The 23,840-nt window shown below is 67.3% G+C and carries 23 protein-coding genes; 9 read left to right on the top strand and 14 right to left on the bottom strand.

Features of this window, described 5'->3' with window-relative positions; genetic code table 11:
• The 3 genes from ACX12F_RS02410 to ACX12F_RS02400 all read right to left on the bottom strand — a co-directional run bounded on the left by ACX12F_RS02410 (position 1) and on the right by ACX12F_RS02400 (position 3,096).
• On the bottom strand, positions 1–1,641 hold the full coding sequence (locus tag ACX12F_RS02410) for an FAD-binding dehydrogenase (RefSeq protein WP_459368118.1): 1,641 nt from the start codon (positions 1,639–1,641) through the stop codon (positions 1–3).
• 24 nt (positions 1,642–1,665) lie between these two features.
• Entirely contained in the window at positions 1,666–2,370 is a 705-nt protein-coding gene (locus tag ACX12F_RS02405; protein ID WP_459368117.1) for a DUF2334 domain-containing protein, read from the bottom strand.
• A 174-nt stretch (positions 2,371–2,544) separates the two neighbouring features.
• A complete protein-coding gene (locus tag ACX12F_RS02400) occupies positions 2,545–3,096 on the bottom strand; it encodes a TetR/AcrR family transcriptional regulator (RefSeq protein ID WP_459368116.1) in 552 nt (183 codons plus the stop codon).
• Positions 3,097–3,176: 80 nt separating this feature from the next.
• On the opposite strand from ACX12F_RS02400, the gene ACX12F_RS02395 reads away from it, so the two are divergent.
• Positions 3,177–3,623, top strand: coding sequence for a DoxX family protein (locus ACX12F_RS02395; RefSeq protein ID WP_459368115.1), 447 nt, complete (start codon positions 3,177–3,179; stop codon positions 3,621–3,623).
• Here ACX12F_RS02395 and ACX12F_RS02390 read toward each other — a convergent pair.
• On the bottom strand, positions 3,552–5,708 hold the full coding sequence (locus ACX12F_RS02390) for a S9 family peptidase (RefSeq protein WP_459368114.1): 2,157 nt from the start codon (positions 5,706–5,708) through the stop codon (positions 3,552–3,554). The two genes, ACX12F_RS02395 and ACX12F_RS02390, sit on opposite strands and share 72 nt — an antisense overlap.
• A 2-nt stretch (positions 5,709–5,710) precedes the next feature.
• Positions 5,711–6,610, bottom strand: a complete 900-nt coding sequence (locus tag ACX12F_RS02385) for a phosphoribosylaminoimidazolesuccinocarboxamide synthase (RefSeq protein ID WP_459368113.1) — start codon at positions 6,608–6,610, stop codon at positions 5,711–5,713.
• A 30-nt stretch (positions 6,611–6,640) separates the two neighbouring features.
• On the opposite strand from ACX12F_RS02385, the gene ACX12F_RS02380 reads away from it, so the two are divergent.
• Positions 6,641–7,270 carry a hypothetical protein gene (locus ACX12F_RS02380; RefSeq protein WP_459368112.1) on the top strand — a complete coding sequence of 210 codons (630 nt, stop codon included), beginning with the start codon at positions 6,641–6,643 and terminating at the stop codon, positions 7,268–7,270.
• Positions 7,271–7,638: 368 nt separating this feature from the next.
• A complete protein-coding gene (locus tag ACX12F_RS02375) occupies positions 7,639–8,505 on the top strand; it encodes a cyclopropane mycolic acid synthase family methyltransferase (RefSeq protein ID WP_459368111.1) in 867 nt (288 codons plus the stop codon).
• Here the strand turns inward: ACX12F_RS02375 and ACX12F_RS02370 are convergent.
• From ACX12F_RS02370 to ACX12F_RS02360, 3 genes are read right to left on the bottom strand one after another with little or no spacing between them, the layout of a single operon-like run.
• Complete coding sequence (locus tag ACX12F_RS02370; protein WP_459368110.1) at positions 8,486–9,709, bottom strand: cytochrome P450; 1,224 nt, start codon at positions 9,707–9,709, stop codon at positions 8,486–8,488. The two genes, ACX12F_RS02375 and ACX12F_RS02370, sit on opposite strands and share 20 nt — an antisense overlap.
• Entirely contained in the window at positions 9,706–11,124 is a 1,419-nt protein-coding gene (gene purB / locus ACX12F_RS02365; protein WP_459368109.1) for an adenylosuccinate lyase, read from the bottom strand. Before purB ends, ACX12F_RS02370 begins: the two co-directional genes overlap by 4 nt.
• A gap of 24 nt (positions 11,125–11,148) precedes the next feature.
• On the bottom strand, positions 11,149–11,763 hold the full coding sequence (locus ACX12F_RS02360; protein ID WP_459368108.1) for a TetR/AcrR family transcriptional regulator: 615 nt from the start codon (positions 11,761–11,763) through the stop codon (positions 11,149–11,151).
• A gap of 85 nt (positions 11,764–11,848) precedes the next feature.
• On the opposite strand from ACX12F_RS02360, the gene ACX12F_RS02355 reads away from it, so the two are divergent.
• Positions 11,849–12,754, top strand: coding sequence for an alpha/beta hydrolase (locus ACX12F_RS02355; RefSeq protein ID WP_459370218.1), 906 nt, complete (start codon positions 11,849–11,851; stop codon positions 12,752–12,754).
• Positions 12,755–12,769: 15 nt separating this feature from the next.
• Here ACX12F_RS02355 and purD read toward each other — a convergent pair whose 3' ends face one another.
• Positions 12,770–14,038 carry a phosphoribosylamine--glycine ligase gene (purD, locus tag ACX12F_RS02350; RefSeq protein WP_459368107.1) on the bottom strand — a complete coding sequence of 423 codons (1,269 nt, stop codon included), beginning with the start codon at positions 14,036–14,038 and terminating at the stop codon, positions 12,770–12,772.
• Between the two features lie 73 nt (positions 14,039–14,111).
• On the opposite strand from purD, the gene ACX12F_RS02345 reads away from it, so the two are divergent.
• Positions 14,112–14,603 carry an EspA/EspE family type VII secretion system effector gene (locus ACX12F_RS02345; protein ID WP_459368106.1) on the top strand — a complete coding sequence of 164 codons (492 nt, stop codon included), beginning with the start codon at positions 14,112–14,114 and terminating at the stop codon, positions 14,601–14,603.
• A 209-nt stretch (positions 14,604–14,812) separates the two neighbouring features.
• On the opposite strand, the gene ACX12F_RS02340 is transcribed toward ACX12F_RS02345, so the two are convergent.
• Genes ACX12F_RS02340 through ACX12F_RS02320 form a run of 5 tightly spaced genes read right to left on the bottom strand, consistent with a single transcriptional unit; the run spans position 14,813 to position 19,611 of the window.
• Entirely contained in the window at positions 14,813–16,054 is a 1,242-nt protein-coding gene (locus ACX12F_RS02340) for a hypothetical protein (protein WP_459368105.1), read from the bottom strand.
• Entirely contained in the window at positions 16,044–16,487 is a 444-nt protein-coding gene (locus ACX12F_RS02335; RefSeq protein WP_459368104.1) for a carboxymuconolactone decarboxylase family protein, read from the bottom strand. The genes ACX12F_RS02340 and ACX12F_RS02335 overlap by 11 nt, the downstream gene beginning before the upstream one ends.
• Positions 16,487–17,341: an NAD(P)-dependent oxidoreductase gene (locus ACX12F_RS02330; RefSeq protein WP_459368103.1), complete on the bottom strand. Its 855-nt coding sequence runs from the start codon at positions 17,339–17,341 to the stop codon at positions 16,487–16,489. The genes ACX12F_RS02335 and ACX12F_RS02330 overlap by 1 nt, the downstream gene beginning before the upstream one ends.
• Positions 17,338–18,090 carry an SDR family oxidoreductase gene (locus ACX12F_RS02325; RefSeq protein ID WP_459368102.1) on the bottom strand — a complete coding sequence of 251 codons (753 nt, stop codon included), beginning with the start codon at positions 18,088–18,090 and terminating at the stop codon, positions 17,338–17,340. Before ACX12F_RS02325 ends, ACX12F_RS02330 begins: the two co-directional genes overlap by 4 nt.
• Positions 18,091–18,141: 51 nt before the next feature.
• Positions 18,142–19,611 carry an aldehyde dehydrogenase gene (locus ACX12F_RS02320; RefSeq protein WP_459368101.1) on the bottom strand — a complete coding sequence of 490 codons (1,470 nt, stop codon included), beginning with the start codon at positions 19,609–19,611 and terminating at the stop codon, positions 18,142–18,144.
• 210 nt (positions 19,612–19,821) lie between these two features.
• Here ACX12F_RS02320 and ACX12F_RS02315 point away from each other — a divergent pair, with 210 nt between their 5' ends.
• From ACX12F_RS02315 to ACX12F_RS02300, 4 genes are read left to right on the top strand one after another with little or no spacing between them, the layout of a single operon-like run.
• The gene (locus ACX12F_RS02315) at positions 19,822–20,427 is read left to right on the top strand and encodes a TetR/AcrR family transcriptional regulator (protein WP_459368100.1); all 606 of its coding nucleotides are present in this window, start codon (positions 19,822–19,824) and stop codon (positions 20,425–20,427) included.
• Positions 20,424–21,641: a cytochrome P450 gene (locus ACX12F_RS02310; RefSeq protein ID WP_459368099.1), complete on the top strand. Its 1,218-nt coding sequence runs from the start codon at positions 20,424–20,426 to the stop codon at positions 21,639–21,641. Before ACX12F_RS02315 ends, ACX12F_RS02310 begins: the two co-directional genes overlap by 4 nt.
• A complete protein-coding gene (locus tag ACX12F_RS02305; protein ID WP_459368098.1) occupies positions 21,642–22,469 on the top strand; it encodes an SDR family oxidoreductase in 828 nt (275 codons plus the stop codon).
• Positions 22,466–23,818, top strand: coding sequence for a lanosterol 14-alpha demethylase (locus ACX12F_RS02300; protein WP_459368097.1), 1,353 nt, complete (start codon positions 22,466–22,468; stop codon positions 23,816–23,818). Before ACX12F_RS02305 ends, ACX12F_RS02300 begins: the two co-directional genes overlap by 4 nt.
• Positions 23,819–23,840: the final 22 nt, after the last annotated feature.

Genomic DNA, 23,840 nt, shown 5'->3' with positions numbered 1-23,840 from the left:
TCAGCCGACGGCGGCCGCCGCGGCGCGTCCGGCAGCCCGGCCCGAGAAGATGCAGCCACCCAGGAAGGTGCCTTCCAGCGCCCGGTAGCCGTGCACCCCGCCGCCACCGAAACCAGCTGCCTCACCGGCGGCGTACAGTCCGTCAAGCACTCCACCCTGCGGCGTCAGCACCCGGGAGTCCAGGTCGGTGTGCAAGCCGCCCAATGACTTTCGGGTCAGGATGTGCAGCTTGACGGCGATCATCGGGCCGACCTTGGGATCGGTCAGCCGATGAGGGCCGGCGATGCGGGCCAGCCGGTCCGGCAGGTAGGAACGCGCGGCGCGGTAGGCGACGGTCTGGCCGTCGCTGCTGAGCTTTCGGGTCATCTCGTTGTCGCGGGCGGCGACCTCGGCTTCGACGGTCGCGTAGTCCAGCGGCACGACGTCGGGCACGGTGTTCATGGCAGCCACCAAGTCCCGCAGCGTGTTGGCCGACACGAAGTCCACGCCCTTGTCCACGAACGCGCGGACCGGGGCGGGCCCGCCGTTTCGGCTGCGCGCCAGCACTTCCCGCAGGTTCTTGCCCGTGAGGTCGGGGTTCTGCTCCTGGCCCGACAGCCCGAATTCCTTCGCGATGATGCTCTGGTCGAGGACGAACCACGTGTAGTCGTAGCCGGTTTGGCAGATGTACTCGAGCGTGCCGAGGGTGTCGTAGCCGGGGTACAACGCGTCGGGCAACTTCTTGCCGGTGGCGTCCAGCCACAGCGACGACGGGCCCGGCAGGATGCGGATGCCGTGCAGCGGCCACACCGGGTCGTAGTTGGTGATGCCCTCGGTGTAGTGCCACATCCGGTCGTTGTTGATGACGCTGGCGCCGGCGGCTTCGCTGATGCCGAGCATGCGGCCGTCGACATGCGCGGGTACGCCCGACAGCAGCTGCCCGGGAACCCGGCCCATGCGCTTGGGCCAGTTCTGCCGCACCAGATCGTGGTTGCCGCCGATACCACCGCTGGCGACGATCACCGCCTGCGCCCGGAATTCGAACTCCCCCACGGTGTTACGCGACGACGCTGCGCCGCGGGCAGTGGCCGACGGTTCCAGCACCGCGCCGCGCACACCGGTGACGGCACCGCCGTCGACGATGAGCTCGTCGACCCGATGCCGGTGGGCGAACTTCACTCTCGGGTGGCCGACGACGCGTCGGGCGAAGACGTCGACCAAGGCCGGACCGGTGCCCCAGGTGATGTGGAAGCGGGGTACCGAGTTGCCCGGCCCTTTGCCATCCCAGCCGCCGCGTTCGGCCCAGCCGACCAACGCGAACGTCTGCAGGCCACGTTCTCGCAGCCAGCTGCGCTTCTCGCCGGCGGCGAAGTCGACGTAGGCCCGCGCCCACTGCTCGGGCCAGTGGTCTTCGTCGCGGTCGAATCCTGCCGTGCGCAGCCAATCCTGCAGCGCCCGCTCGTAGCTGTCGCGGATACCGACGCGGCGCTGTTCGGCGCTGTCGACGAAGAACAGTCCCCCGAACGACCAGAACGCCTGGCCACCGATGTTGGCCTCGTTCTCCTGGTCGACGATCAGCACCGACCGACCACGCTCCAGCAGTTCAGCGGCGGCGACCAGTCCGGCGAGCCCCGCCCCCACGACGATGACGTCAGCATCCATGGCGCCACGCTAGCGCCCCGGGCGTTACGCCGCGTCGGTTAGGGCCGGGCTCGGCGTCCACTCGTAGGCCGCCGGGACACAGCCGTGCATGAGCGACAGATCGACGGCGTCGAGCATGGCCTGCCGCGGCCCGATCCGGCGCAGCTGGCCGGCGGCCACCGCCAGCCGGACGGTGCCGCCGCGGCGCGCCGTCCGCTCGGCAGCCAGCACCAGGGTCCGACACCACCAGGGTTCGGTGAGAAAGCCTTCGCCGACACCGAGAACCCGGGCCCGCAGCGTTGTCGACCGCACCAGATCGATGATTCCGCTGTCCCCGGCCAGCATCCGGAAACCGTTGCGCGGCAAAGCCGTCACGGTGCCCTGTGACGCCGTCCAGCCGGGCGCGGCGAACAGCCGGGTGCGCAGGCCGAGGTGTTCGAGCACCCGGTCGGCACCCATCAGCCGCAGGTTGGCCTCGTGAGCGGGCAGGGCGGCGAATTCGCCGCGACGCTTCTTGCTGGCCGCTTCGTCGAATCCGTGCAGGACTACGGCGGCGCCGTCGGCACGGCGCGTGGTCAGCCAGTCGACCGTGGCGGCGTCGCGGTCCAGGCGGTAACCACCCTTGAGCCGCGGGGCGACCAGCAGCGACGAGGGAATCCGGCGCGCATCGAGCTCGGAGCAGAAGTCGGCGACATCGCCCAGCGTGCGGTCCCGGATGCCCGAGATCGAGACGATCAATTGGCCAGCCATGCAAGCAGTGTGACAACTTCAGGTGTCCCATTGGTTGCCGTGACATTGGTGCCACCTGAACACTTCCATTTCCCGCGAGCGTGCGTGTCTGCGCGTGACACGCCGCCGCGGGCGTGCAGAAACGTCGCGCTCGCCGGCCCGGCTCGCGGGAGGTGGGGTTGCGGGAATTGGGGGCTAGCCGGAGAAGAGGATTCGGGCGAGGCGCTCGGCAGTGTCGACGGGGTCGTCATCGGAGACGGCGCCGTTGAGCGTCAGCAGCGCGAAGCCGTGCACCAGGGACCAGGCGGCCAGGGCCGCGCCCTCGGGGTCGCGCTGGGCGTTGGGATCGGTCAGGGTCGCGACGCCGCGCGTAAGCTCGGCCGCAGCCTCGGCTTCGGCGGCGCGCAGGGCCGGGTCGGTCGCGTCGTAGAGCATCTTGTCGAACATCACCGCGTAGTAACCGGGCCGGTCGAGGGCGAACTGCACGTAAGCCCTTGCGGCATAGGCGAATTCGGGTTCGGCATCATTGAGCGCTGCGGCCAGCAGCGTGAAGCCCTCGGTCGCCAGTGCGGTGAACAACCCACGCCGGTCGGTGAAGTGATGCGCAGGTGCCGCGTGCGACACCCCGGCGGCGCGGGCCAGTTCGCGCAGCGAGATACCGTCGGCACCGCGTTCGGCAACCAGTACCGCCGCCTGCGCCAGGATGACGGACTTCAGGTCGCCGTGGTGGTAGCTGTGCCTGGCCATGACCGCATCCTATCTTGACAGTGACAAGTTCCAGGTTATCCTTCAATCTAGGCGTTGACTAGATTATGGAGGCGCAGCTCATGGCCGTTCTTCTCGCTCTCGTGCTGGGCAGTTTGGCCGCGCGGACAGCCGGCTGGCTCGGGGTCGGCTATCTCGACAGCTGGCCCGGTGCCATCGCGGTCGGCCTGGCCCTGATGTTCACGATGACCGGCATCGCCCACTTCACCCCGGGCATGCGGCGCGACATGATCGCGATCGTCCCACCGCGGCTGCCGTCACCGGAACGGCTGGTCGCCGTCACCGGCGTGCTCGAACTACTCGGCGCTGTCGGGCTGCTATTTCCGCCCACGCGCGTCGCGGCCGCCATCTGCCTGTTCCTGCTGATGCTCGCCATGTTCCCGGCTAACATCTACGCCTCGCAGATGCCCGACACCCCGCCGTCGATGACCGCGAATTTATGCGTGCGCTCCGTCCAGGAGGTCGTCTACCTGGCCGCCGCCGTATTTGTCGCGGTCCGCGGTGGCTAACACCCAGGCGTACTGGAACGCCGCTTCCTTCCAGCGTTCGTAGCGCCCACTGGTGCCACCGTGCCCGGCGGCCATCTCGGTCTTGAGCAGCACAGGACGGTCGTCGGTCTTGGTGACGCGCAGGGCCGCAACCCATTTCGCCGGCTCGACGTAGTACACCCGGGTGTCGTTCAGCGACGTCATCGCCAGGATGCTCGGGTAGTCCTGGGCCGTCACGTTCTCGTACGGCGTGTAGGACTTCATGTAGTCGTAGACGTCCTTGTCCGCCAACGGATTACCCCACTCGTCCCATTCGGTGACGGTGAGCGGCAGCGACGGATCGAGGATGGTGGTCAGCGCGTCGACGAAAGGCACCTGCGCCAGAATCCCCGCGAACAGCTGAGGCGCCATATTGGCCACCGCACCCATCAGCAGACCGCCGGCGCTGCCGCCGAGGGCCACCAGGTTCTCCGGCCGGGTGACCCCGGTGGCGATCAGATGCTCTGCGGCACTGATGAAATCGGTGAAGGTGTTCTTCTTCGCCAGCAGCTTGCCGTGCTCGTACCAGCCTCGCCCCAGCTCACCACCGCCACGCACATGGGCGATGACGAACACCACACCGCGATCCAGCAACGACAGCCGGGCGATGGAGAAGCGCGGGTCCTCGCAGGACTCGTAGGCGCCGTAGCCGTACAGCAGCGCCGGCGCGGGGTTCGGCGCGCCGGCCCGCTGGATGATCGACAGCGGCACCTTCGTGCCGTCGGCGGCGACGGCCCAGTCGCGGCGCTCGAGATAGTCCTCCGGCCGGTAGCCCCCGAGAACCGGCTGCTCGCGCAACAGGATTCGTTCGCCGGTGGCCAGAACCAGGTCGTAGATCCGCACCGGGATCACGAACGACGTCGCCCCCAACCGGAGCCGCGGTGACGACCAGTTCGGGTTACCCGACAGACCGACCGACATCAGCTCCGATTCGAAGGTGATCTCCTGCGGTTCGCCGTAGTTGCCGTCGGCCCCCAAGGGCCACAACTGGATTCGCGGCAATGCCTCGCGCCGGTAGCTGACCACCAGTTGGTCCGCGAACGCATCGACACCGTCGAGGCGGACGTCGTCGCGGTGTTCGATCAGCGTGCGGGTGTGCTCCAGGCCAGCCAGCGGAGCGTCGGACACCGGCGCCTCCACCAGGGTGAAGTTCTCGGCGCCGTCGTTGTGCAAGATCAGGAACCGGTCTTCGCCGCCGATCACCGCGTGCTCGACCGAATACTCCACAGAGTCCTTGCGCGGCAACACCACAGTGAACTCGGCTTTGGAGTCGCCGGCGTCGGCGTAGCGCACCTCGGAGGTGACGGCACTGCCGGCGGCGATGAAGATGTACTTGTCACTGCGCGTACGCCCGACGCCGACCCAGAACCGCTCGTCCGATTCGTGGTGCACCTTCTCACCGGGCAGCCCGGAGCCCAATCGGTGCCGCCACACCGTGTCCGGCCGCCAGGCCTCGTCGACGGTGACGTAGTACAGCGTGCGGTTGTCGGCTGCCCAGGTACCGCCGGCGCCGATGCCGGTGATCCGGTCGTCGTACAGCTCGCCCGTGCGTAAGTTCTTGAACTTCAACGTGTATCGCTCATCGCCGACGGTGTCGACCGAGTACGCGAGGATGTTGGCGTCGACGCTGACGGTGGCCGCGCCGAGCGAGAAGAAATCATGCCCTTCGGCCTCGACGTTCTCGTCCAGCAGCACCTGCTCGCCGGGGACCTCGGTGTGCTCGTCGAGTTGCGGCGGCGTCCAGTCGTCGGGATCGCTGATGGGACACCGGCAGTGCACGCTGTACTGCTTGCCCTCGAAACTACGGGCGTAGTACCACCAGTCGCCGCGCCGGGTCGGCACCGAGAGGTCGGTCTCCTTGGTGCGGGCCTTGATCTCGTCGAAGATCTTCTGCCGCAACGGTTCCAGCGGCTCGGTGATCTCCTCGGTGTAATCGTTCTCCGCATTCAGCAGCGCGATCACGTCGGGATCGTTCTTGTCCCGCATCCACTCGTACGGGTCGACGAACACGTCGCCGTGGTGCTCGCGGCGGTGTTCAACCTTCTTGGCGACAGGAGGCGTACCCATGCTCATGCACCGACCCATTCGGAGAAGCGGCGGCCCGAAATCCGTTCGTACGCTTCGATGTACCGGGCCCGGGTGGCCTCGACGATGCCGTCGGGCAACGCCGGTGGCGGGGTGTCGCCGGCGCGGTCCCAGCCGGAGTCCGGGCCGGTCAGCCAGTTCCGGACGAACTGCTTGTCGAAGCTGGGCTGCACCACACCCTCGGTATAGCCCTCCACCGGCCAGTACCGCGACGAGTCCGGTGTCAGTACCTCGTCGGCCAGCACCAACCCGCCGTCGACGTCGACCCCGAACTCGAACTTAGTGTCCGCCAAGATGATTCCCTTGGTCAGCGCGTGCGCGGCAGCCGCGCTGTAGACCTTGAGGGTCTCGTCGCGCAGCTGCGCGGCCCGCTCGGTACCGACCAGCTTCTCGACGGCGTCGAACGCGATGTTCTCGTCGTGCGCACCGATCTCGGCCTTGGTCGCCGGCGTGAAGAGCGGCTCGGCGAAGCGGCTGGCCTCGGTCAGCCCGGCAGGCAATTCGATGCCGCACACCTGACCCGTGTTGCGATAGTCGATGAGCCCCGAACCGGTGAGGTACCCACGCGCCACACATTCGACCGGCATCATCTCGAGGCTTCGCACCACCAGGGCGCGGCCCAGCACCTCGGCGGGGATGCGCTCGTCGTCGGCGGGGCCGGCGAGGTGGTTGGCGGTGCCCAGCTGCTCGGCCAGGTAGTCGAAGAAAAAGACGCTCATGGCGGTGAGCACCCGGCCCTTGTCCGGGATCTCGCTGTCCAGGACATAGTCGAAAGCCGAGATCCGGTCCGACGCGACGAACAGCAGGTGGTCGTCGTCGATGCGATACAGATCGCGAACCTTGCCGCTGGTCAGATGCCGGTAGTCGGACAAAGCTGGGCGCATCGGACCACCCTATCTGTTGGGATGGGAGGCATGAGTTCGCGCTACGTGCCCTACGCCCGGACGCCGGGCCGGCTGCTCGGCCAGCTGACCAGCGACATCGTCGCGTTGGTGTGGTTCGCCATCTGGATCTCGGTCGGCGTCGCAGTCCACAGCGCCATCGCCACCATCGCCGACGTCGGACGTCAGGTGCACGACGGCGCCGACGGTGTCGCCAACAGCCTGGGCTCGGCCGGCCACAACGCCGACGGGATTCCCCTGATCGGGAAGGCCTTCGGAGGCCCGCTGCGGTCGGCCAGCAGCGCGGCGGTCGACATCGCGGGCGCCGGCGACAGCCTCAACAGCACCGCAGGCTGGCTCGCCTGGGTACTCGCGCTGGCGGTCGCGCTGCCGCCGATCCTCGCCGTGGCGATGCCCTGGCTGGTGCTGCGGATCCGGTTCTTCCGGCGCAAGTGGACGGCGGTGACGCTGGCGTCGACCGATGCCGGCGAACAACTCCTGGCACTGCGGGCGCTGGCCAACCGGCCGTTGGCCAAGCTCACGGAGGTTTCCGACGACCCGGTGACAGCCTGGCGCACCCACGACACCATCGCGATCCGCAAACTCGCGGCGCTGGAGTTGCGATCTGCGGGACTGCGTCCGGCCCGGCCCACGTCGTCCTGACAGCCGGCGCCGATCGTTCGGGCGTTTGCGCTTGCATTGCCGCTGAGTCGTTGCTTCACTTGGAAGCCGTCGGCAATGTTTTTCAGGACTTCTCTGGCTGATCGCTCCAGCAGCGCGGGCGCCGCCAGACCGCGAATTCCTGCGCTATTGATCGCTGCACCTGATCGCTCCGCAGTCCTGTATCCATCAATTTCGGCGCCCGACCCGTCCAACTGAAATCTGGCAACGAACACCGGTTGTAGTGCTCGTGAACCGTGCAGGCATCGCACGCGTGTATCGAGCACCCGTACCAACGTCCGGGCCGTCGCTGTCGACGGCCGACCAGCGCGCACGATCCGCAGCCCGGCCGTCGGCCAGGAGAGGAAGCCATGGCAGATCAACTCAAACCGCATTTTGCGGATGTCCAAGCGCACTATGACCTCTCGGATGATTTCTTCCGGCTGTTCCTGGATCCCAGCCAGACCTATAGCTGTGCATATTTCGAGCGTGACGACATGACGCTGGAACAAGCACAGATGGCGAAGATCGACCTCGCGCTGGGCAAGCTGGGCCTGACGCCGGGGATGACAGTGCTCGATATCGGCTGCGGCTGGGGCGCCACCATGCGGCGCGCGATCGAGAAGTACGACGTCGACGTCGTCGGGCTGACGCTGTCCAAGAACCAGGCCACGCACGTAGAGCAACTGCTGGACGGGTTGGAGACGACACGCTCGCGCCGCGTGCTGCTGGAGGGTTGGGAGCAGTTCCGAGAACCTGTCGACCGGATCGTGTCCATCGGCGCGTTCGAACACTTTGGCCACGATCGCTATCCGGCGTTCTTCCAGATGGCCTACGACGTCCTTCCGGCCGACGGCGTCATGCTGCTGCACACCATCTGCGGCTTCGACCCGCGGAACGCCAAAGAACTTGGCATACCGCTGACTTTCGAGCTGGCCCGGTTCATCAAGTTCATCACGACCGAGATCTTTCCGGGCGGGCGCCTGCCGACAACCGAGATGGTGCAACAGCGTGCCGGCGAAGCCGGGTTCACAGTGACCCGGGTGCAATCACTGCAGCCCCACTACGCACGAACGCTGGACCTGTGGGCCGAAGCACTCCAAGCGCGCCGCGACGAGGCGATAGCGATGCAATCCGTGGAGGTCTACGACCGGTACATGAAGTATTTGACGGGCTGCGCAAAGGGTTTCCGGCTCGGCCAGGTCGACGTCAACCAGTTCACGCTCGAAAAGTCGTGACCATCAGGTGCCGAAGCCCGGTGTGGCGGTTGCTCCGCGTCCATTCCGGTGGCTCGACAACCTGGATGTCCGGGAACCGGGTCAGCAACTCCTCGAACAGCACCCGCAGCTCCAGCCGGGCCAGGTTGGCGCCTAGACAGTAGTGCAGCCCCTGCCCGAAACCCAAGTGCGGGTTGGGTTTCCGGGTCACGTCGAAGGTCATGGGATCGGTGAACACCCGCTCGTCGCGGTTGGCCGACCCTTCCCAGACGACCACCTTCTGCCCCGCCTCGATGGTGCATCCACCCAGCTCGACGGTTCGCGTGGCGGTGCGACGCTTTGACGGTGACGGCGACGTCCAGCGCACCATCTCCTCGATCGCCGAGGGCAGCAGCGACAGGTCCGAGCGCAGCAACGCCAGCTGAGATGGGTTCTCGCACAATGCCAACAGGCCGCCGGCCACAGAATTCCGGGTGGTCTCCGCACCGGCGCTGAACAGCAGGTTGAAGAACAGGTACACCTCGAGGTCGGAGACACCCTCGGCGTTGGCGACCACCGACAGCATGTCGTCAGTGGGCTCCGCCCGCTTCGCGGCGATCAGCTCCATGCCGAAGTTGTACATCCGGGATCCGGCTTCCTCCACGGACAACCGGGTGATGGCAGCCGTGCGCGACCCGCCGAAGTCGAAGCTCGGCTCGATGGCCTCGAACAGCCAGTGCCGTTGCGACTCCGGGATACCCATCAGGATGCAGATCATCTGCATCGGCAGCTCGGCGGCGATGTCGACCAGGAAATCAAAAGGCTGCGACGGGACCACCGCGTCCAGCAGCGCCTGGCTGCGCACCCGGAGGTCGTCCTCGACCCGCGCGATCATCCGCGGTGTCAGCCCCGACGACACCAGCCGCCGGATCTCCGCGTGCCGCGGGTCATCCATCATGTTGAGCACCTGGCCGGCGATGGACAGGTCCTGGATCAGCGTCCCGCCGAACGGCCGGGATCCGCCCGTCACCGACGAGTACGTCACTGGATCACGCAGCACCGCAAGGGTTTCCGCGTGGGTGGCGACCGACCAGAAGCCCTCGCCGTCCGGGGTGTTCTCGGTCGGCTCGTGCCAGTACACCGGAGCTTCGAGGCGGTGCCGCGCGAACAGCTCGTGCGGGAAGCCCGACGCGAAGTTGTCGAGGTCGGTCAGGTCGACCCCGGCCAAGCTCCCCGCCAGGGTCACAGGATGGCGCCCGAGGTGTACTGGGCCGCCTCCGGGTACTGCGCGACCAACCGGTCCACCGCCGCCACGACCGCGTCGACCTGATCGCCGGCGGCGCCGCTGAAAGCCTGCTTGTCGGCCAGCGCCGCGTCGAGCTCGACACGGTCCAGCGGAAGGCGCGGATCGGCGGCCAGCCGGTCCAGAAGGTCTGGCTCCACACCCTTTTCGCGCATCGCCAGCGCCACCGCGACGGCGTGTTCCTTGATGACCTCGTGCGCGGTCTCGCGGCCGACGCCGACGCGCACCGCGGCCATCAGGATGCGGGTGGTCGCCAGGAACGGCAGGTAGCGGTCCAGCTCCCGCTGGATCACTGCCGGGTAGGCGCCGAACTCGTCGAGAACCGTCAGGAACGTCTCGGTCTGGCCGTCGATCGCGAAGAACGCGTCCGGCAGTGCGACCCGGCGCACCACCGAACAGAAGACGTCGCCTTCATTCCATTGCGCCCCAGCGAGTTCCGCGGCCATGGAGCCGTAGCCGCGCAGGACGACCTGCAGGCCGTTGACGCGTTCACACGACCGGGTGTTCATCTTGTGGGGCATTGCCGACGAGCCGACCTGCCCCGGCGCGAAGCCCTCGGTGGCAAGTTCGTGGCCGGCCATCAGCCGGATGGTGTGCGCGAAGGACGACGGTCCGGCGCCCAGCTGCACCAGCGCGGACAGCACGTCGTGGTCGAGCGACCGCGGGTACACCTGGCCGACGGAGGTGAAAACCTCAGTGAAGCCCAAGAATTCGGCAACCCGGCGCTCCAGGTCGGCCAGCCGCGAGGCGTCGCCGCCGAACAGGTCCAGCATGTCCTGCGCTGTCCCCATCGGGCCCTTGATGCCACGCAGCGGGTACCGGTCGATCAGCTCGCGCAGCCGGGTCAGCGCGATCAGCGTCTCCTCGGCGGCCGAGGCGAACCGCTTGCCCAGCGTGGTGGCCTGCGCCGCCACGTTGTGCGACCGGCCGGCCATCACCAGGTCGCGGTACAGCGCGGCGCGCTCGGCCAGCCGCGCCACCACGGCGACCCCGTGGGAGAACACCAGTTCCAGCGACTGCCGGATCTGCAACTGCTCGACGTTCTCGGTGAGGTCGCGGCTCGTCATGCCCTTGTGGACGTGCTCGTGGCCGGCGAGCGCGTTGAACTCTTCGATGCGCGCCTTGACGTCGTGCCGGGTCACGCGCTCGCGCGCGGCGATGGACGCCAGGTCCACCTGCTCCAGCACGCGCTCGTAGTCGGCCAGCACCCCGTCGGGCACCGACACACCCAGCTCGGACTGCGCGCGCAGCACGGCCAGCCAGAGCCGGCGTTCGGCGACAATCTTGTTCTCCGGCGACCAGATGGCCACCATCTCGTCGCTGGCATAACGATTGGCCAGCACGTTGGGGATGCTCACGGAGCTACAGCCTACTAACCCCGCTTATAGGGCGACCCGGCGTTCTTGGTCGAAGGGGGCCAAGACGTCGATGACGTCCACGAGGGTGGCCCGGGCCGTCGCCCGGGGGCCGTCACCATCGCTCACCATCGAGGCCACCACTGCCCCGTCCACCGCGCAGACCAGGGCCGTCAGCAGTTCGGCCCGCACCGAGCGCCCAGACCGCTCCACCACCTCGATGACAGCATCGGACCGCTGCTTGAGGATGCGTCGCTGCACGTCGCGCAGCCCGGGCTGGCGGGCACAGGCGATGTACCGCTCGTAGCGGGAAATCAACTGGTCAGATGCCCGGTTACCGTCGCCGACCAGCAGATCGACCAGCAGATCCGCCGTCGCGTCCGCCCCGCGGCGGCGCCGTGACAGCGCCGAGACCTGCATGCGCAGCTGCTGAGATTCGGATTCTCCGACATGCTCGACCGCCTTTTCGATGAGGTCGTCGAGGGAGGAGAAGTAGTAGGTGGTGGAGGCCAGCGGCAGCCCGGCTCGCTGCGCCACGGCGCGGTGCCGGACGGCGTCGAAGCCGCCCTCGCACAGCAGCTCGGCGGCGGCGCTGACCAGCGCATACCGCCGTCTTTCCCCCTTGGGGGTCACTGCTGTCATCACCCTGTAAATGCTGCCAGGAATGGTCTCGCGGCGATCACGATTTCACGTAATCCATTAGGCAATGCTCAGAAATGCCGATGGCATGATGGCGGCCATGGCAGAGCTGACCCGACGTGCCGTCCTCCGTCTCGGAGCCGGCGCCGCTGCAGGGGCCGCCGGCGCGTTCGCGTTGGGGTCGACGTTCAACCGCCCGACGGTCACCGCAACCCCGGTGACCATGACGAGCGTCGGATCGCCTCTCGCGCCGCCGCCGCTGGCCCCGCAGGCGCAGGAGCCCGCACCCACCTACGTGGCCGGTTCGTTCGTCTCACAGGCCCGCGGCGGTATCTCCACCAGCTGGGCCATCGCCCGCCCGCCCGGCCAGACGGCGCCGTTGCGCCCCGTGATCGCGCTGCACGGGAAGGGTAGTGACGCCGCTACGGTCATGGCGGGCGGCGTCGAACAGGGGCTCGCCCAGGCCGTGGCCGCGGGCCTGCCGCCGTTCGCCGTGGTGGCCGTCGACGGCGGTGGCGGCTACTGGCACAAGCGGGCATCCGGTGAGGATTCGGGCGCGATGGTGCTCGACGAGCTGATCCCGATGCTGTCCTCGCAAGGCCTCGACACTTCGCGCGTGGGTTTCCTCGGCTGGTCGATGGGCGGCTACGGCGCGCTGCTGCTCGGCGGCCGGCTCGGGGCGGCCCGGACCGCGGCGATCTGCGCTGTCAGCCCCGCGCTGTGGACGTCGTCGGGTGCGACGGCTCCGGGCGCCTTCGACGGCGCAGCCGACTACGCGGCCAATTCAGTGTGGGGTCTGCCCGGGCTGGCCGGCATCCCGATCCGGATCGACTGCGGCGACAGCGACCCGTTCTACTCGGCCACCAAGCAGTTCATCGCGCAGCTGCCGAACGGCGCCGCCGGCGGGTTCTCCCCCGGCGGCCACGACGGCTCGTTCTGGAGTTCGCAGCTGCCGGCCGAGATCTCCTGGCTGGCACCCCTGCTCGTCCAGTGATTGCACAAATCCCCGTTAGAGCGAGATGCGGCCTTCGGCGGCGGCGAGGCCGATGTCGGTTCGGAAGTGGCTGCCCGGCAACCGAATTGACTCGATGATTCGGTAGGCCTCGGCCCGCGCGGCGGCCAGGTCCGCGCCGGTGCCGACCACCGACAGCACGCGGCCGCCGGAGGAGACGACGCTGCCGTCATCGCGGCGGGTGGTGCCCGCGTGCAGCACGCCTGCGGTCTCCGATCCGGTGATCACGTCGCCGACGCGGGGGCGGCCCGGATAGTTCTCGGCCGCTACCACGACCGTCACCGCCGAGCCGTCTTTCCACCGCAGCGCACCGAACGTATCCAGCGTGCCGGTCGCGGCGGCGTTCAGCAGCGCGCCCAGCGGGGTCTCCAGCAGCGCCAGCACGGCCTGCGTCTCGGGATCGCCGAAGCGGCAGTTGAATTCGACGACGGCCGGCCCCTTCGAGGTGATGGCCAGGCCGGCGTACAGCAGCCCGGAGAACGAGCTGTCACGCCGAACCAGTTCGGCGGCAACGGGTTTGACGACCTCGTTGACGATCTGGCCGACAACCGCGGCGGGCAGCCACGGCAGCGGCGTGTAGGCGCCCATGCCGCCGGTGTTGGGGCCGCTGTCGTTGTCGCCGACGCGCTTGAAGTCCTGGGCGGGCAGCAACGGCACCACGGTCTCGCCGTCGACGACGCAGAACAGCGACACCTCAGGTCCGTCGAGGAAAGACTCGAGCAGCACCGGGTGGCCGGACTCGAGCAGTTCGGCGGCGTGCGCGCGAGCGGCCTCACGGTCGGCGGAGACGACGACGCCCTTGCCGGCTGCCAGACCGTCATCCTTGACGACCCACGCCTGCTGGCCGGCCGGCGGTCCGAAGCGGTCCAGTGCGGCGTCGAGGTGTGCGGGGTTGTCGACGATCTCGCTGGTCGCGGTGCGAACCCCGGCGGCGGCCATGACGTCTTTGGCGAACGCCTTCGAGCCTTCGATGCGCGCAGCGTCCTTACTCGGTCCGAAGCAGGCGATGCCGGCCGCGCGCAGGGCGTCGGCCACGCCGAGCACCAGCGGCACCTCGGGGCCGATCACGACGAGGTCGGCGGCCAGCTTCTTGGCCAGCGCCACGACCTCGTCGGCGGCAGTGATGTCGACGTCGTGCTGCTCAGCGACGGCGGAGGTACCGGCGTTGCCGGGAGCGACGGCCAGGTAGTCCACCTGGGGGTCGCGGCTCAGGGCGAGCAGCAGGGCATGTTCACGGGCACCGGAGCCGATCACGAGGACGCGCACAGCCACACCCTAATCTCCAGGCGGCCCCGCCTTAAACTGGACGGGCTCGACGCACGCGAGGAGGTCTGCACCGGTGGAACCGCTGGATGCCTTCCTGCTGATGTGGGAACGGGCTCGCGCCACTTTCGGCGAAGGCGTTCCGCATGACCGCACCGAGTTCGACAAGAGTGCCGAGCTGCGCGGGTTGCAGGACCAGGTCAAGGCGGCAGGTCCGGGATCGCACTGGAGCGGCGCCGCAGCCGACCGCTACGCCGACGCCAACGACAGGCACGCCCAGGCCCTCGGCCGGCTGGCCGACCTCGACAAACGCCTGGGCGACGAGCTCGAGCGGTCGGCGGACGTGGTCAACGGCGGGCGCCGCCAACTCGACGCGCTCAAGCACTGGGTGACCGACCTCGCCGACGAAGCCAAGAAGACCCCGACTGCCGCCGCCGACCACGCGCTGTGGGCCGCGATCGGCAAGGCCAGCGGCGACGTCGCCGACATCATCGCGCGCTCCCACACCGACCTGTCGGGGGTCGCCGGGCGGATCCAGAGTCTCGACAGCGAGTTCGACGACTTCTGAGGGGCTCAGACCGTCGGATGCTGACCCTGCATCCACGCACACATCTTTGTGACGTCACCGCCCGGTCAACGCGGGAGTCACCCGGTACCCAATGCCTTTGATCCAGAGCTGTCGCAAATCGCGACATTGTCATCATGCGCTGACAACGTCAGCCGATGCTGACACCTTCAGATCGCAAGTGCCGCAGAGAGAGAGCTGGTCTCCGTCCGCTAGACCACCGTCAACGGCAGGGACTTGCGATCCTCGAAGACCCACGCCGCTCCGCTGCTCACCTTGCACACCGAGACCTCTCCGAGCTCCTTCGCCGGGGTGTCGGTTTCGATGAACCGCACGGTCCAGTCGCTCGCGTCGCCGGAGACTTCTGCGCGCAGCAGCGGGTTGACCGCCGTAGCGATCGCCTGCAGCGGCAGGTCGGCCTCGGGAGACACCAGCGCGATCCAGGCGCCGTCCTCGTGGGCCGGCGACGGGTACACGTGGGCCTCTTCCGCCGAAACATCGACGGAGACATACGCAGCCGGGTTGAGGAGCGGATGCAGCTCCAGCACCCGCAGGGCACCGGCGGCGTCGTTCGGCAACCCCAGCACCCGCTGGATGCGCTCGGCTGCCACGCCCGAGATGCCGATCAGCGACTTGGTGCGGATCGACCGTTCCTTCTCCGTGCCCCTGTCCTCTGCGGACCCGCTGCAACGGGCCCGGACCGCCAGTGCGAAAGACAGCATCAGCAGGTGCATCTGCAGACACACCTCATCGGCGATACGCACCAGCGCCGAGTGCGAGAAGGCCGAGAAGTCGACGTCGCTCACCAGCGGGCCGGAGTAGTCGGCCTGCCCCTCGTCCGCGGGATCGATGTCATCGAGCTCGCACCGGTACGCATTGGTCGCGCCGATGATGTCGAGCTGCGGGATGAACCCGACCTCGGGATACGACTCATCGATGATGACGGTCCACGCGCAGGCCGGCGTCCGGTCCCCCGGCACGCGCGGCGGCCGGTGGATGGGCCGCACCTGACAGCGCCGGTTGGTGGCCAGCGCCGTCGCGTCGAACGTCGGGTCCTCGATGTCGTGGCACATGCCGCGCACGTAATCGGGCCCCATGGGCTCGACGTCCAGCAGCGCGCCGCAGTGGTCCAGGTGGAACTCGCCGTGCCAGCGGTCGTGCACGGTATACCGGAAATCCATGAACTGCGGCGGCGCACCGATGTCCAACTGCAGGCCCTTGAAGATCGTGATGACGTCCACGCCTTCGTATTTCAGTGCCTTCTGCATCCGCTTGGTGTAGAGCGGGCTGGACCCGGCCCACTCCTCGATGGCGATCTGCAGCATCTCTTCCCGGCCGAATTCGACGATGCACCAGGCCATTCCGGAGCGGTCGATGAGCTGCCCGATCAGCAGCAGCTCGGGCACCAGGGCCGCGAGCTGCGCCCGCGACAGCGAGGCGTACCTACTTGTCATCGAGCTCGCTCCCGGTGGTCATCTTGACCGCGGCGTTGACGTTCGCCCTGCGGTCCTCGGCCACGCCCTTCTCGGCTGCTTTGCGCCGCCGGGCCACCACCTTGGACACGGTGCCGTTGAACGCCGAACCGAGTGGGAAGCCGAGGTACTGCGTGAGGAAGATGCCAATATCTTTGAGCTCGGCCTCGGTGAATTCCTCGTTGAGCAAGGCGGCGTTGACCTGAATCTCGGCGAGGTCCTGGGAGCCGACGGCCGTGACGCATGTCAACGTCATCAGCCGCTTTTCCCGCATGCTCAATCCGGGCTTGCTCCAGATGGTGCCGAACAAGTGGTCCACGGTGAGGTCGAAGTACGGGTCGCCCTCGATGTTGGGCATCTCCCAGCCGTAGACCTCGTTCATCTTCGCCAGGCCTTTGGCGCGCAACTCGTCCATCATGACTCCTTCGAATGCGGTACGCCGAGGCCCTCGGCGAGGTTGGCCAAAGCCAGCTCGGCAAGCGGAAGCTCGACTCCCACAGCAGAACCCAATCCGAGGGCCAGCATGAGGTCCTTCTCCGCCAGACCCCGGGTGTGGACGAACATGTTGTAGAGAAAGTGGTCGGGGGCCAGCGGCTTGGTGTCGTCGCGCGCCATGATCGCACCGGGGCCGCCGGACTGCGCATCGCTGTGCCGCACGACGCGGCCCAGCTTCTGCAGGTCGATGCCGGAGGCCTCGGCCAGCTTCTGCGCCTCGCATGCGGCGGCAAAACCGATGAAGGTCAGCATGTTCCGGGCCAGCTTCATCTTGGTGCCCGCGCCCGGTTCGCCGGCGCGCACCACCAACGACGCCCACTGCTTGAAGACGGGCTTCACCTTGTCGTAGGCCTCGTCGTCGGCCCCGACCATGACGGCCAGTTCGCCCTTGCTCGCCGCCCCGGCACCACCGCTCACCGGTGCGTCGACGATGTGAATCCCCTTGGGCCGCAGTTGCTCGGCCAGCTCGACCGCCGTCGTCGGCTCGATCGTGGAATGGATCGCGATCACCGTGCCGGGCTCGGCGTGTTGAGCCAACTGTGCCACAACGTCCCGGACCTGCTCGTCGTTGAGCACGGTCACGCTGATCACGTCAGCCTTGGCCACCTCCGCGACGCTGTCGGCCAGCGTGGCGCCCAGTTCCGCGAACGGCGCCATGGCCTCGGCACGCATGTCGAAAACGATGAGCCCGCCCGGCCATTCGGCCAAGCGCTTGGCCATCGGCGCGCCCTGATTGCCGAGACCGATGTACCCCAGTGTCACGTCAGAACTCATGACCGGATGATCTGTCCGCCGTCGACATTGAAGATCTGCCCGGTGATCCAGCTGGCCTCGTCGGACAGCAGGAACAGGCACATGCCGGCGAGGTCTTCCGGGGTGCCCATCCGCGCCAGCGGCAGGGTCTGCACAATCTGCTTCACGATGGCCTGGGGGGTGGTGCTGCGGTTGGCCTCGGTATCGATGGGTCCCGGCGCGATCGCGTTGATGCGGATGTTGCGCCACCCCAGCTCACGGGAGAGTTGCTGCGTCAGACCGTTGATCCCGACCTTCGCCAAACCGTAGAAATTGGCGTAAACCCATGCTGCCGTGGAGGACTGGTTGACGATCGACCCGCCGCCGCGCTTCTCCATGTGCGGAAAAACCGCGCGGGTACACACCAGCGCACCGTCGAGGTTGACGCTCATGAACTTGCGGTAGTAGTCCCAGTCCACGGTCAGCAGGCCGTCGAGTTTCATGCCACCGAAGATCGCGGCATTGTTCACCAGGTAGTCGATGCCGCCGAACTCGGCCACGGCTTGCGCCGCCATGTCATTGGCCGAATCGATGTCGGAGACGTCGACGCGTACGGCCAGGGCCTTGCCGCCTTCGGCCTTGATGCCGGCGGCCACCTTCTCCGCGCCTTCGACATTGATGTCGGCGATGACCACGGCGGCGCCTTCGCGGGCCAGTGCCTCGGCGTAGACCTGACCGATGCCGCCGCCGGCCCCGGTCACGATGCCGACCTTGTTCTCGAACCTGCCCATGATGTCCTCTCGTCTAATTCTTCTGAGTCAATGGTTTTGGTGTGCCGGCGGCTAGGTGGCCAGCGTGGCGATGCACTTGGTCTCCAGATACTCCTCGAACCCGGCAACGCCCATCTCCCGGCCGTTGCCGGACTGCTTGTAGCCGCCGAACGGCGCGTCGGCGGAGTACCAGACGCCACCGTTGACGTTGACGGTGCCGACGCGCAGCCGGGCTGCCACGCCCGCCGCACGCTGCGGGTCGGCCGAGAACACGGTGCCGGACAGGCCGTACGGCGAGTCGTTGGCGATGCGGACGGCGTCGTCGTCGCCGTCGTGCGCGATGACGGTGAGCACCGGTCCGAAGATCTCCTCGCGGGCGACGCGCGCCGAATTATCCAGCCCAGCAATGACGGTCGGTTCGATGAAGAATCCGGTGTCGCGGTCCGCAGGACGGCCGCCACCGCAGGCGAACGTGCCACCCTCCTCGATCGCGAGGTCGAGGTAGCTCTGCACCCGGTCACGCTGGCGCGCCGAGATCACGGGACCACAGACGGTCCGCGGGCTGGACGGATCGCCGGGCTTGATGCCGCCCATCGTCCCGGCCGCAGCCGCGACCGCCTCGTCGTAGCGGGCCCGCGGCACCACCAGCCGCGTGGTGATCGCGCAACCCTGGCCGGCGTGCATCGACGCCGTGAACGCGGCCATCGCACAGGCGCCGGCCACGTCGGCGTCGTCGAGTACCAGAAACGCCGACTTCCCACCGAGTTCCAGGAACACCTTCTTGATGGTGGCCGCGGCGTCGGTCATCACGGCGCGGCCGGTGGCGGTGGAACCGGTGAACGAAACCATGTCCACGTCAGGGTGTTTCGACAACATGGCACCGACGCCGTGGTCACGGGACGTGACGATGTTGACGACACCCGCCGGGAAGTCCGTGTGCTCGGTGATCAGTTGGCCCAGCACCGCAGCGGCCCACGGGGTGTCAGGTGCGGGCTTGAGGATCAGGGTGTTGCCCGCCGCCAGTGCCGGCCCGACCTTGGCCAGATTGATCTGGTGCGGGAAGTTCCACGGCGTGATCGCGCCGACGACACCGACGGCCTCGCGCGCGATGGTCCGGTCGGTCGGAATCCCCTGCGGGGTGGCGTGTCCCAGATCGGTGGTCCACTGGTAGCCCTCCGCGGTGTCGGCAGCGAAGCTCAGGTCTTCGATCGGCCCGTCCAAGTGTGCTCCGGCGGTGAGCATCCGGGGTGCGCCGACCTCCGAGATGGTCAGCTCGCGCAGTTCGTCGGCGTGGTCACGCATGGCCTGCTGCAGCTGCCGCAGACAGCGCACCCGCAGTTCGACATTGGTGGACCAGTCGGTCTCGTCGAAGGCTCGCCGCGCGCCGTCGATGGCGTCGGCCATATCCCCCACCGTGGCGTCGGCCGCCACGCCGAGGACTTCCTCGGTCGCGGGATTGACGGTCGGGAACGTACCGCGCGAACCCGGCACCAATTTTCCGTCGATGAGAAGGCGGCTTTCGCGATCACCCAACAAGGCCATCTGCACTCCTGCCCACTGGACGAAGTCCAGCAATGTGATTTTGGTTGGACAGCTGTCCGACAACGTTCAGTCGAACCATAACCTCACGGGCCGTGGAGTAGCAAGGGTCCCGCGAGACCAGCGCTGCTGATATCGGCGTAAATGCTGATTTAACTGGTTCTTTAGGTCACCACCTTGCTTCCATAACGCGCCATCGGCTAACTTGGACATGTGTCCAGCGATGCAGTGGCCGCAGTAACAGATACCGACCAAGAAGCGGACGACCAGCCGCGTAACCGCCGCCAGGAGGAGACCTTCCAGAAGGTCCTCGCCGCCGGCCGCGAGATGCTCCGGGAGTCGTCCTATGCCGACCTGACGGTGCGCGCCGTCGCCGCGCGCGCCAAGGTGGCACCGGCGACGGCCTACACCTACTTCTCGTCCAAGAACCACCTCATCGCCGAGGTGTACCTGGACATGGTTCGGCAGGTGCCGTACTTCACCGACGTCAACCAGTCGATGTCCAGCCGAGTCGAACAGGCACTGCGCAGCCTTGCGCTGGTCGTGGCCGACGAGCCCGGCGTCGCAGCTGCTTGCACGACAGCCCTGCTGTCCGGCGACGACGAAACCGTCCGCAAGGTGCGTGACCGCATCGGTGGTGAGATCCATCGTCGCATCCGCTCGGCCGTCGGCCCCGATGCCGATCCCCGACTGCTGTCAGCCCTGGAGATGACGTACTTCGGTGCACTCGTCAACGCCGGCAGCGGCGTCTACACCTATCACCAGATCGCCGACCGACTGTCTTATGTCGTCGGACTTATCGTGGGAGACAACGCATGACGACGAATACATCCCCGCCGCGGGAAGTCGAGCTGCTCATCGATCCGTACAGCTACGACTTCCACGAGGATCCGTATCCGTACTACCGGCGGCTGCGGGAAGAGGCGCCGATCTACCGGAACGACAAGCTCAACTTCTGGGCACTGTCCCGGCACGAGGATGTGCTGCGGGGTTTCCGCAACAGCACGGCCCTGTCGAACAAGCACGGCGTCTCGCTGGATCCGATCTCACGTAACGACGAAGCCCATCGTGTGATGTCCTTTCTGGCCCTTGATGATCCGGCGCACCTGCGGCTGCGCACCCTGGTGTCCAAGGGCTTCACGCCGCGGCGCATCCGCGAGCTGGAGGGCCGGGTCACCGAGATCGCCGTCCAGCATCTCGACGAGGCGTTGCAGCAGAACAGCTTTGACTACGTCGACGACTTCGCGGGCAAGCTGCCCATGGACGTCATCAGCGAACTGATGGGCGTCCCGCAAGACGACCGCGTGCGTATCCGCGCGCTGGCCGACGGTGTGATGCACCGCGAAGAAGGGACGGCCGACGTCCCGGCGTCCGCCATCGCCGCATCGGGTGAGCTGCTGATGTATTACGCCGACATGGTCAAGCAGCGCCGCAAGAGTCTGTCCGACGATCTCACCTCGGCGCTGGTGGAGGCCGAGATCGACGGCGACAAGCTCACCGATGACGAGATCATGGCCTTCCTGTTCCTGATGGTCATCGCCGGTAACGAGACCACCACGAAACTGCTTGCCAATGCGGCGTATTGGGGATACAAGAACCCCGACCAGCTGGCCCCCGTCTTCGACGACCACGAGCTGATCGCCCCGTGGATCGAGGAGACGCTGCGCTACGACACCTCCAGCCAGCTGCTCGCCCGGGCGGTCGTCGAAGACCTCGAGTTCTACGGCACCACCGTCCCGGCCGGTGAGGTGCTGGTGCTGCTGGCCGGTTCGGCCAACCGCGACGAGCGGGTGTTCGACCAGCCCGACGAATACCGCATCGGCCGCGACATCGGTTCGAAGCTCGTGAGTTTCGGCAGCGGCGCCCACTTCTGCCTGGGCGCCCACCTGGCCCGGATGGAAGCCCGGGTCGCCCTGACCGAATTGTTCAAACGTATCCGCGGCTACGAGGTCGACGAGGACAACTCCGTCCGCGTCCACTCGAGCAGCGTCCGTGGATTTGCCCATCTCCCAATGACAGTGAAGGCACGATAAATGGCCCGTTTTGAACCACACCCCGCCCGCAGGCCCGCCATCGTGGCCGGCGCCTCCTCGGGCATTGGTGCCGCGACGGCGACCGCACTCGCCGCCCACGGCTTCCCGGTCGCCCTCGGCGCCCGCCGGGTGGAGAAGTGCCAGGAACTCGTCGACCAGATCAAAGCCGAAGGCGGAGAGGCGATTGCGCTGCCGCTCGACGTCACCGACACCGGGTCGGTCGAGAACTTCGTCGCCAAGGCCACCGCGGCGCTCGGCGACATCGAGGTCCTGGTCACGGGCGCCGGCGACACGAACTTCGGCCGGCTGCACGAGATGAGCACCGACGAGTTCGCCCAGCAGCTGCAGATTCACCTGGTCGGCGCCAACCGGATGGCCCGCGCCGTCCTCGACGGCATGGTGGAACGCCGGCGCGGCGACCTGATCTTCGTCGGGTCCGACGTCGCGCTGCGCCAGCGCCCGCACATGGGCGCCTACGGCGCCGCGAAGGCGGGTCTGGTCGCGATGGTGACCAACTTGCAAATGGAGCTCGAAGGCACCGGCGTGCGCGCCTCGGTCGTGCACCCGGGCCCGACCATGACGTCGATGGGCTGGAGCCTGCCGGCCGAGAAAATCGGTCCGGCCCTTGAGGATTGGGCCAAGTGGGGCCAGGCCCGGCACAGCTACTTCCTGCGCGCGGCCGACCTGGCCCGCGCCATCACCTTCGTCGCCGAGACCCCGCGCGGCGGATTCATCGCCAACATGGAACTTCAGCCCGAAGCACCGCTGGCCGAAGCCAAGGAACGTCAATCGCTCGCTCTCGGCGAAGAAGGGATGCCTGATCAATGACCATTACCAAAGAGGTACAACGGGTTTCCGGTGGCAAGGAGGAGCACGGCCACCTGGAGGAATTTCGCACCGACCCGATCGGACTGATGCAACGCGTCCGCGACGAGTGTGGCGATGTCGGCTGGTTCCAGCTCGCGGACAAGCAGGTGGTGCTGCTGACCGGGGCCGAAGCCAACGAGTTCTTCTTCCGCTCCAGTGACAGCGAACTCAACCAGGCCGAGGCCTATCCGTTCATGACCCCGATCTTCGGTGAGGGCGTGGTGTTCGATGCCGACCCCGAGCGTCGCGCCGAGATGCTGCACAACACCGCGCTGCGCGGCGAGCAGATGAAGGGTCATGCCGCCACCATCGAGCGCGAAGTCCGGCGGATGACCGAAAACTGGGGCGACTCCGGCGAAATCGACCTATTGGAGTTCTTCTCCGAGCTCACCATCTACACCTCGACGGCCTGCCTGATCGGCCCCAAGTTCCGCAACCAGCTCGACTCGCGGTTCGCGAACTACTACCACCTGCTCGAGCGCGGCACCGATCCGCTCTGCTACGTCGACCCCTACCTGCCCATCGAGAGCTTCCGCATCCGCGACGAAGCGCGGGCCAATCTCGTGGAGCTGGTGCAGGAGGTCATGGACGGCCGAATTGCCAATCCACCCACCGACAAGAGCGACCGCGACCTGCTCGACGTTCTGGTGTCCATCAAGGACGAAGAGGGCAACCACAGGTTCAGTGCCAACGAGGTCACCGGCATGTTCATCTCGTTGATGTTCGCCGGGCACCACACCAGCTCGGGTACGTCGTCGTGGACCATGATCGAGCTGCTGCGACACCCCGACTTCTACGCCAAGGTCCAGCAGGAGCTCGACGACCTCTACTCCGACGGCCAGGAGGTGAGTTTCCATGCGCTGCGCCAGATTCCGAATCTGGACAACGCCCTCAAGGAGACCCTGCGGCTGCACCCGCCGCTGATCATCCTGATGCGCGTCGCGCAGGACGAGTTCGAGGTGGCCGAGCACCCGATCCACAAGGGACAGATGGTGGCCGCCTCGCCGGCGATCTCCAACCGGATTCCCGAGGACTTCCCGGACCCCGACGCCTTCAACCCCGACCGATACGAGAAGCCGCGCCAGGAAGACCTACTCAACCGGTGGACCTGGATTCCGTTCGGCGCCGGCAAGCACCGCTGCGTGGGGGCGGCATTCGCGCAGATGCAGATCAAGGCGATCTTCTCTGTTCTGTTGCGCGAGTATGAGTTCGAGATGGCCCAGCCGCCGGAGAGCTACCAGAACGACCACTCGAAGATGGTCGTCCAACTGGCGCGGCCCGCCGCCGTCCGCTACCGGAAGCGTGCCTGAAGTGGGCGGCTACCGCGTTGAA

The organism is Mycolicibacterium sp. HS_4_1, from assembly GCF_054515875.1.
Note: the sequence above shows the minus strand (reverse complement) of the source record. Positions and strands in the feature narration are given on the sequence as shown.

Excerpts from the sequence above, each read along its gene's own strand:
- ACX12F_RS02410 (WP_459368118.1), bottom strand. The coding sequence starts at position 1,641 with ATGGATGCTGACGTCATCGTCGTGGGGGCGGGGCTCGCCGGACTGGTC.
- ACX12F_RS02405 (WP_459368117.1), bottom strand. The coding sequence starts at position 2,370 with ATGGCTGGCCAATTGATCGTCTCGATCTCGGGCATCCGGGACCGCACG.
- ACX12F_RS02400 (WP_459368116.1), bottom strand. The coding sequence starts at position 3,096 with ATGGCCAGGCACAGCTACCACCACGGCGACCTGAAGTCCGTCATCCTG.
- ACX12F_RS02395 (WP_459368115.1), top strand. The coding sequence starts at position 3,177 with ATGGCCGTTCTTCTCGCTCTCGTGCTGGGCAGTTTGGCCGCGCGGACA.
- ACX12F_RS02390 (WP_459368114.1), bottom strand. The coding sequence starts at position 5,708 with ATGGGTACGCCTCCTGTCGCCAAGAAGGTTGAACACCGCCGCGAGCAC.
- ACX12F_RS02385 (WP_459368113.1), bottom strand. The coding sequence starts at position 6,610 with ATGCGCCCAGCTTTGTCCGACTACCGGCATCTGACCAGCGGCAAGGTT.
- ACX12F_RS02380 (WP_459368112.1), top strand. The coding sequence starts at position 6,641 with ATGAGTTCGCGCTACGTGCCCTACGCCCGGACGCCGGGCCGGCTGCTC.
- ACX12F_RS02375 (WP_459368111.1), top strand. The coding sequence starts at position 7,639 with ATGGCAGATCAACTCAAACCGCATTTTGCGGATGTCCAAGCGCACTAT.
- ACX12F_RS02360 (WP_459368108.1), bottom strand. The coding sequence starts at position 11,763 with ATGACAGCAGTGACCCCCAAGGGGGAAAGACGGCGGTATGCGCTGGTC.
- ACX12F_RS02355 (WP_459370218.1), top strand. The coding sequence starts at position 11,849 with ATGATGGCGGCCATGGCAGAGCTGACCCGACGTGCCGTCCTCCGTCTC.
- ACX12F_RS02340 (WP_459368105.1), bottom strand. The coding sequence starts at position 16,054 with ATGACAAGTAGGTACGCCTCGCTGTCGCGGGCGCAGCTCGCGGCCCTG.
- ACX12F_RS02335 (WP_459368104.1), bottom strand. The coding sequence starts at position 16,487 with ATGGACGAGTTGCGCGCCAAAGGCCTGGCGAAGATGAACGAGGTCTAC.
- ACX12F_RS02330 (WP_459368103.1), bottom strand. The coding sequence starts at position 17,341 with ATGAGTTCTGACGTGACACTGGGGTACATCGGTCTCGGCAATCAGGGC.
- ACX12F_RS02325 (WP_459368102.1), bottom strand. The coding sequence starts at position 18,090 with ATGGGCAGGTTCGAGAACAAGGTCGGCATCGTGACCGGGGCCGGCGGC.
- ACX12F_RS02320 (WP_459368101.1), bottom strand. The coding sequence starts at position 19,611 with ATGGCCTTGTTGGGTGATCGCGAAAGCCGCCTTCTCATCGACGGAAAA.
- ACX12F_RS02310 (WP_459368099.1), top strand. The coding sequence starts at position 20,424 with ATGACGACGAATACATCCCCGCCGCGGGAAGTCGAGCTGCTCATCGAT.
- ACX12F_RS02305 (WP_459368098.1), top strand. The coding sequence starts at position 21,642 with ATGGCCCGTTTTGAACCACACCCCGCCCGCAGGCCCGCCATCGTGGCC.
- ACX12F_RS02300 (WP_459368097.1), top strand. The coding sequence starts at position 22,466 with ATGACCATTACCAAAGAGGTACAACGGGTTTCCGGTGGCAAGGAGGAG.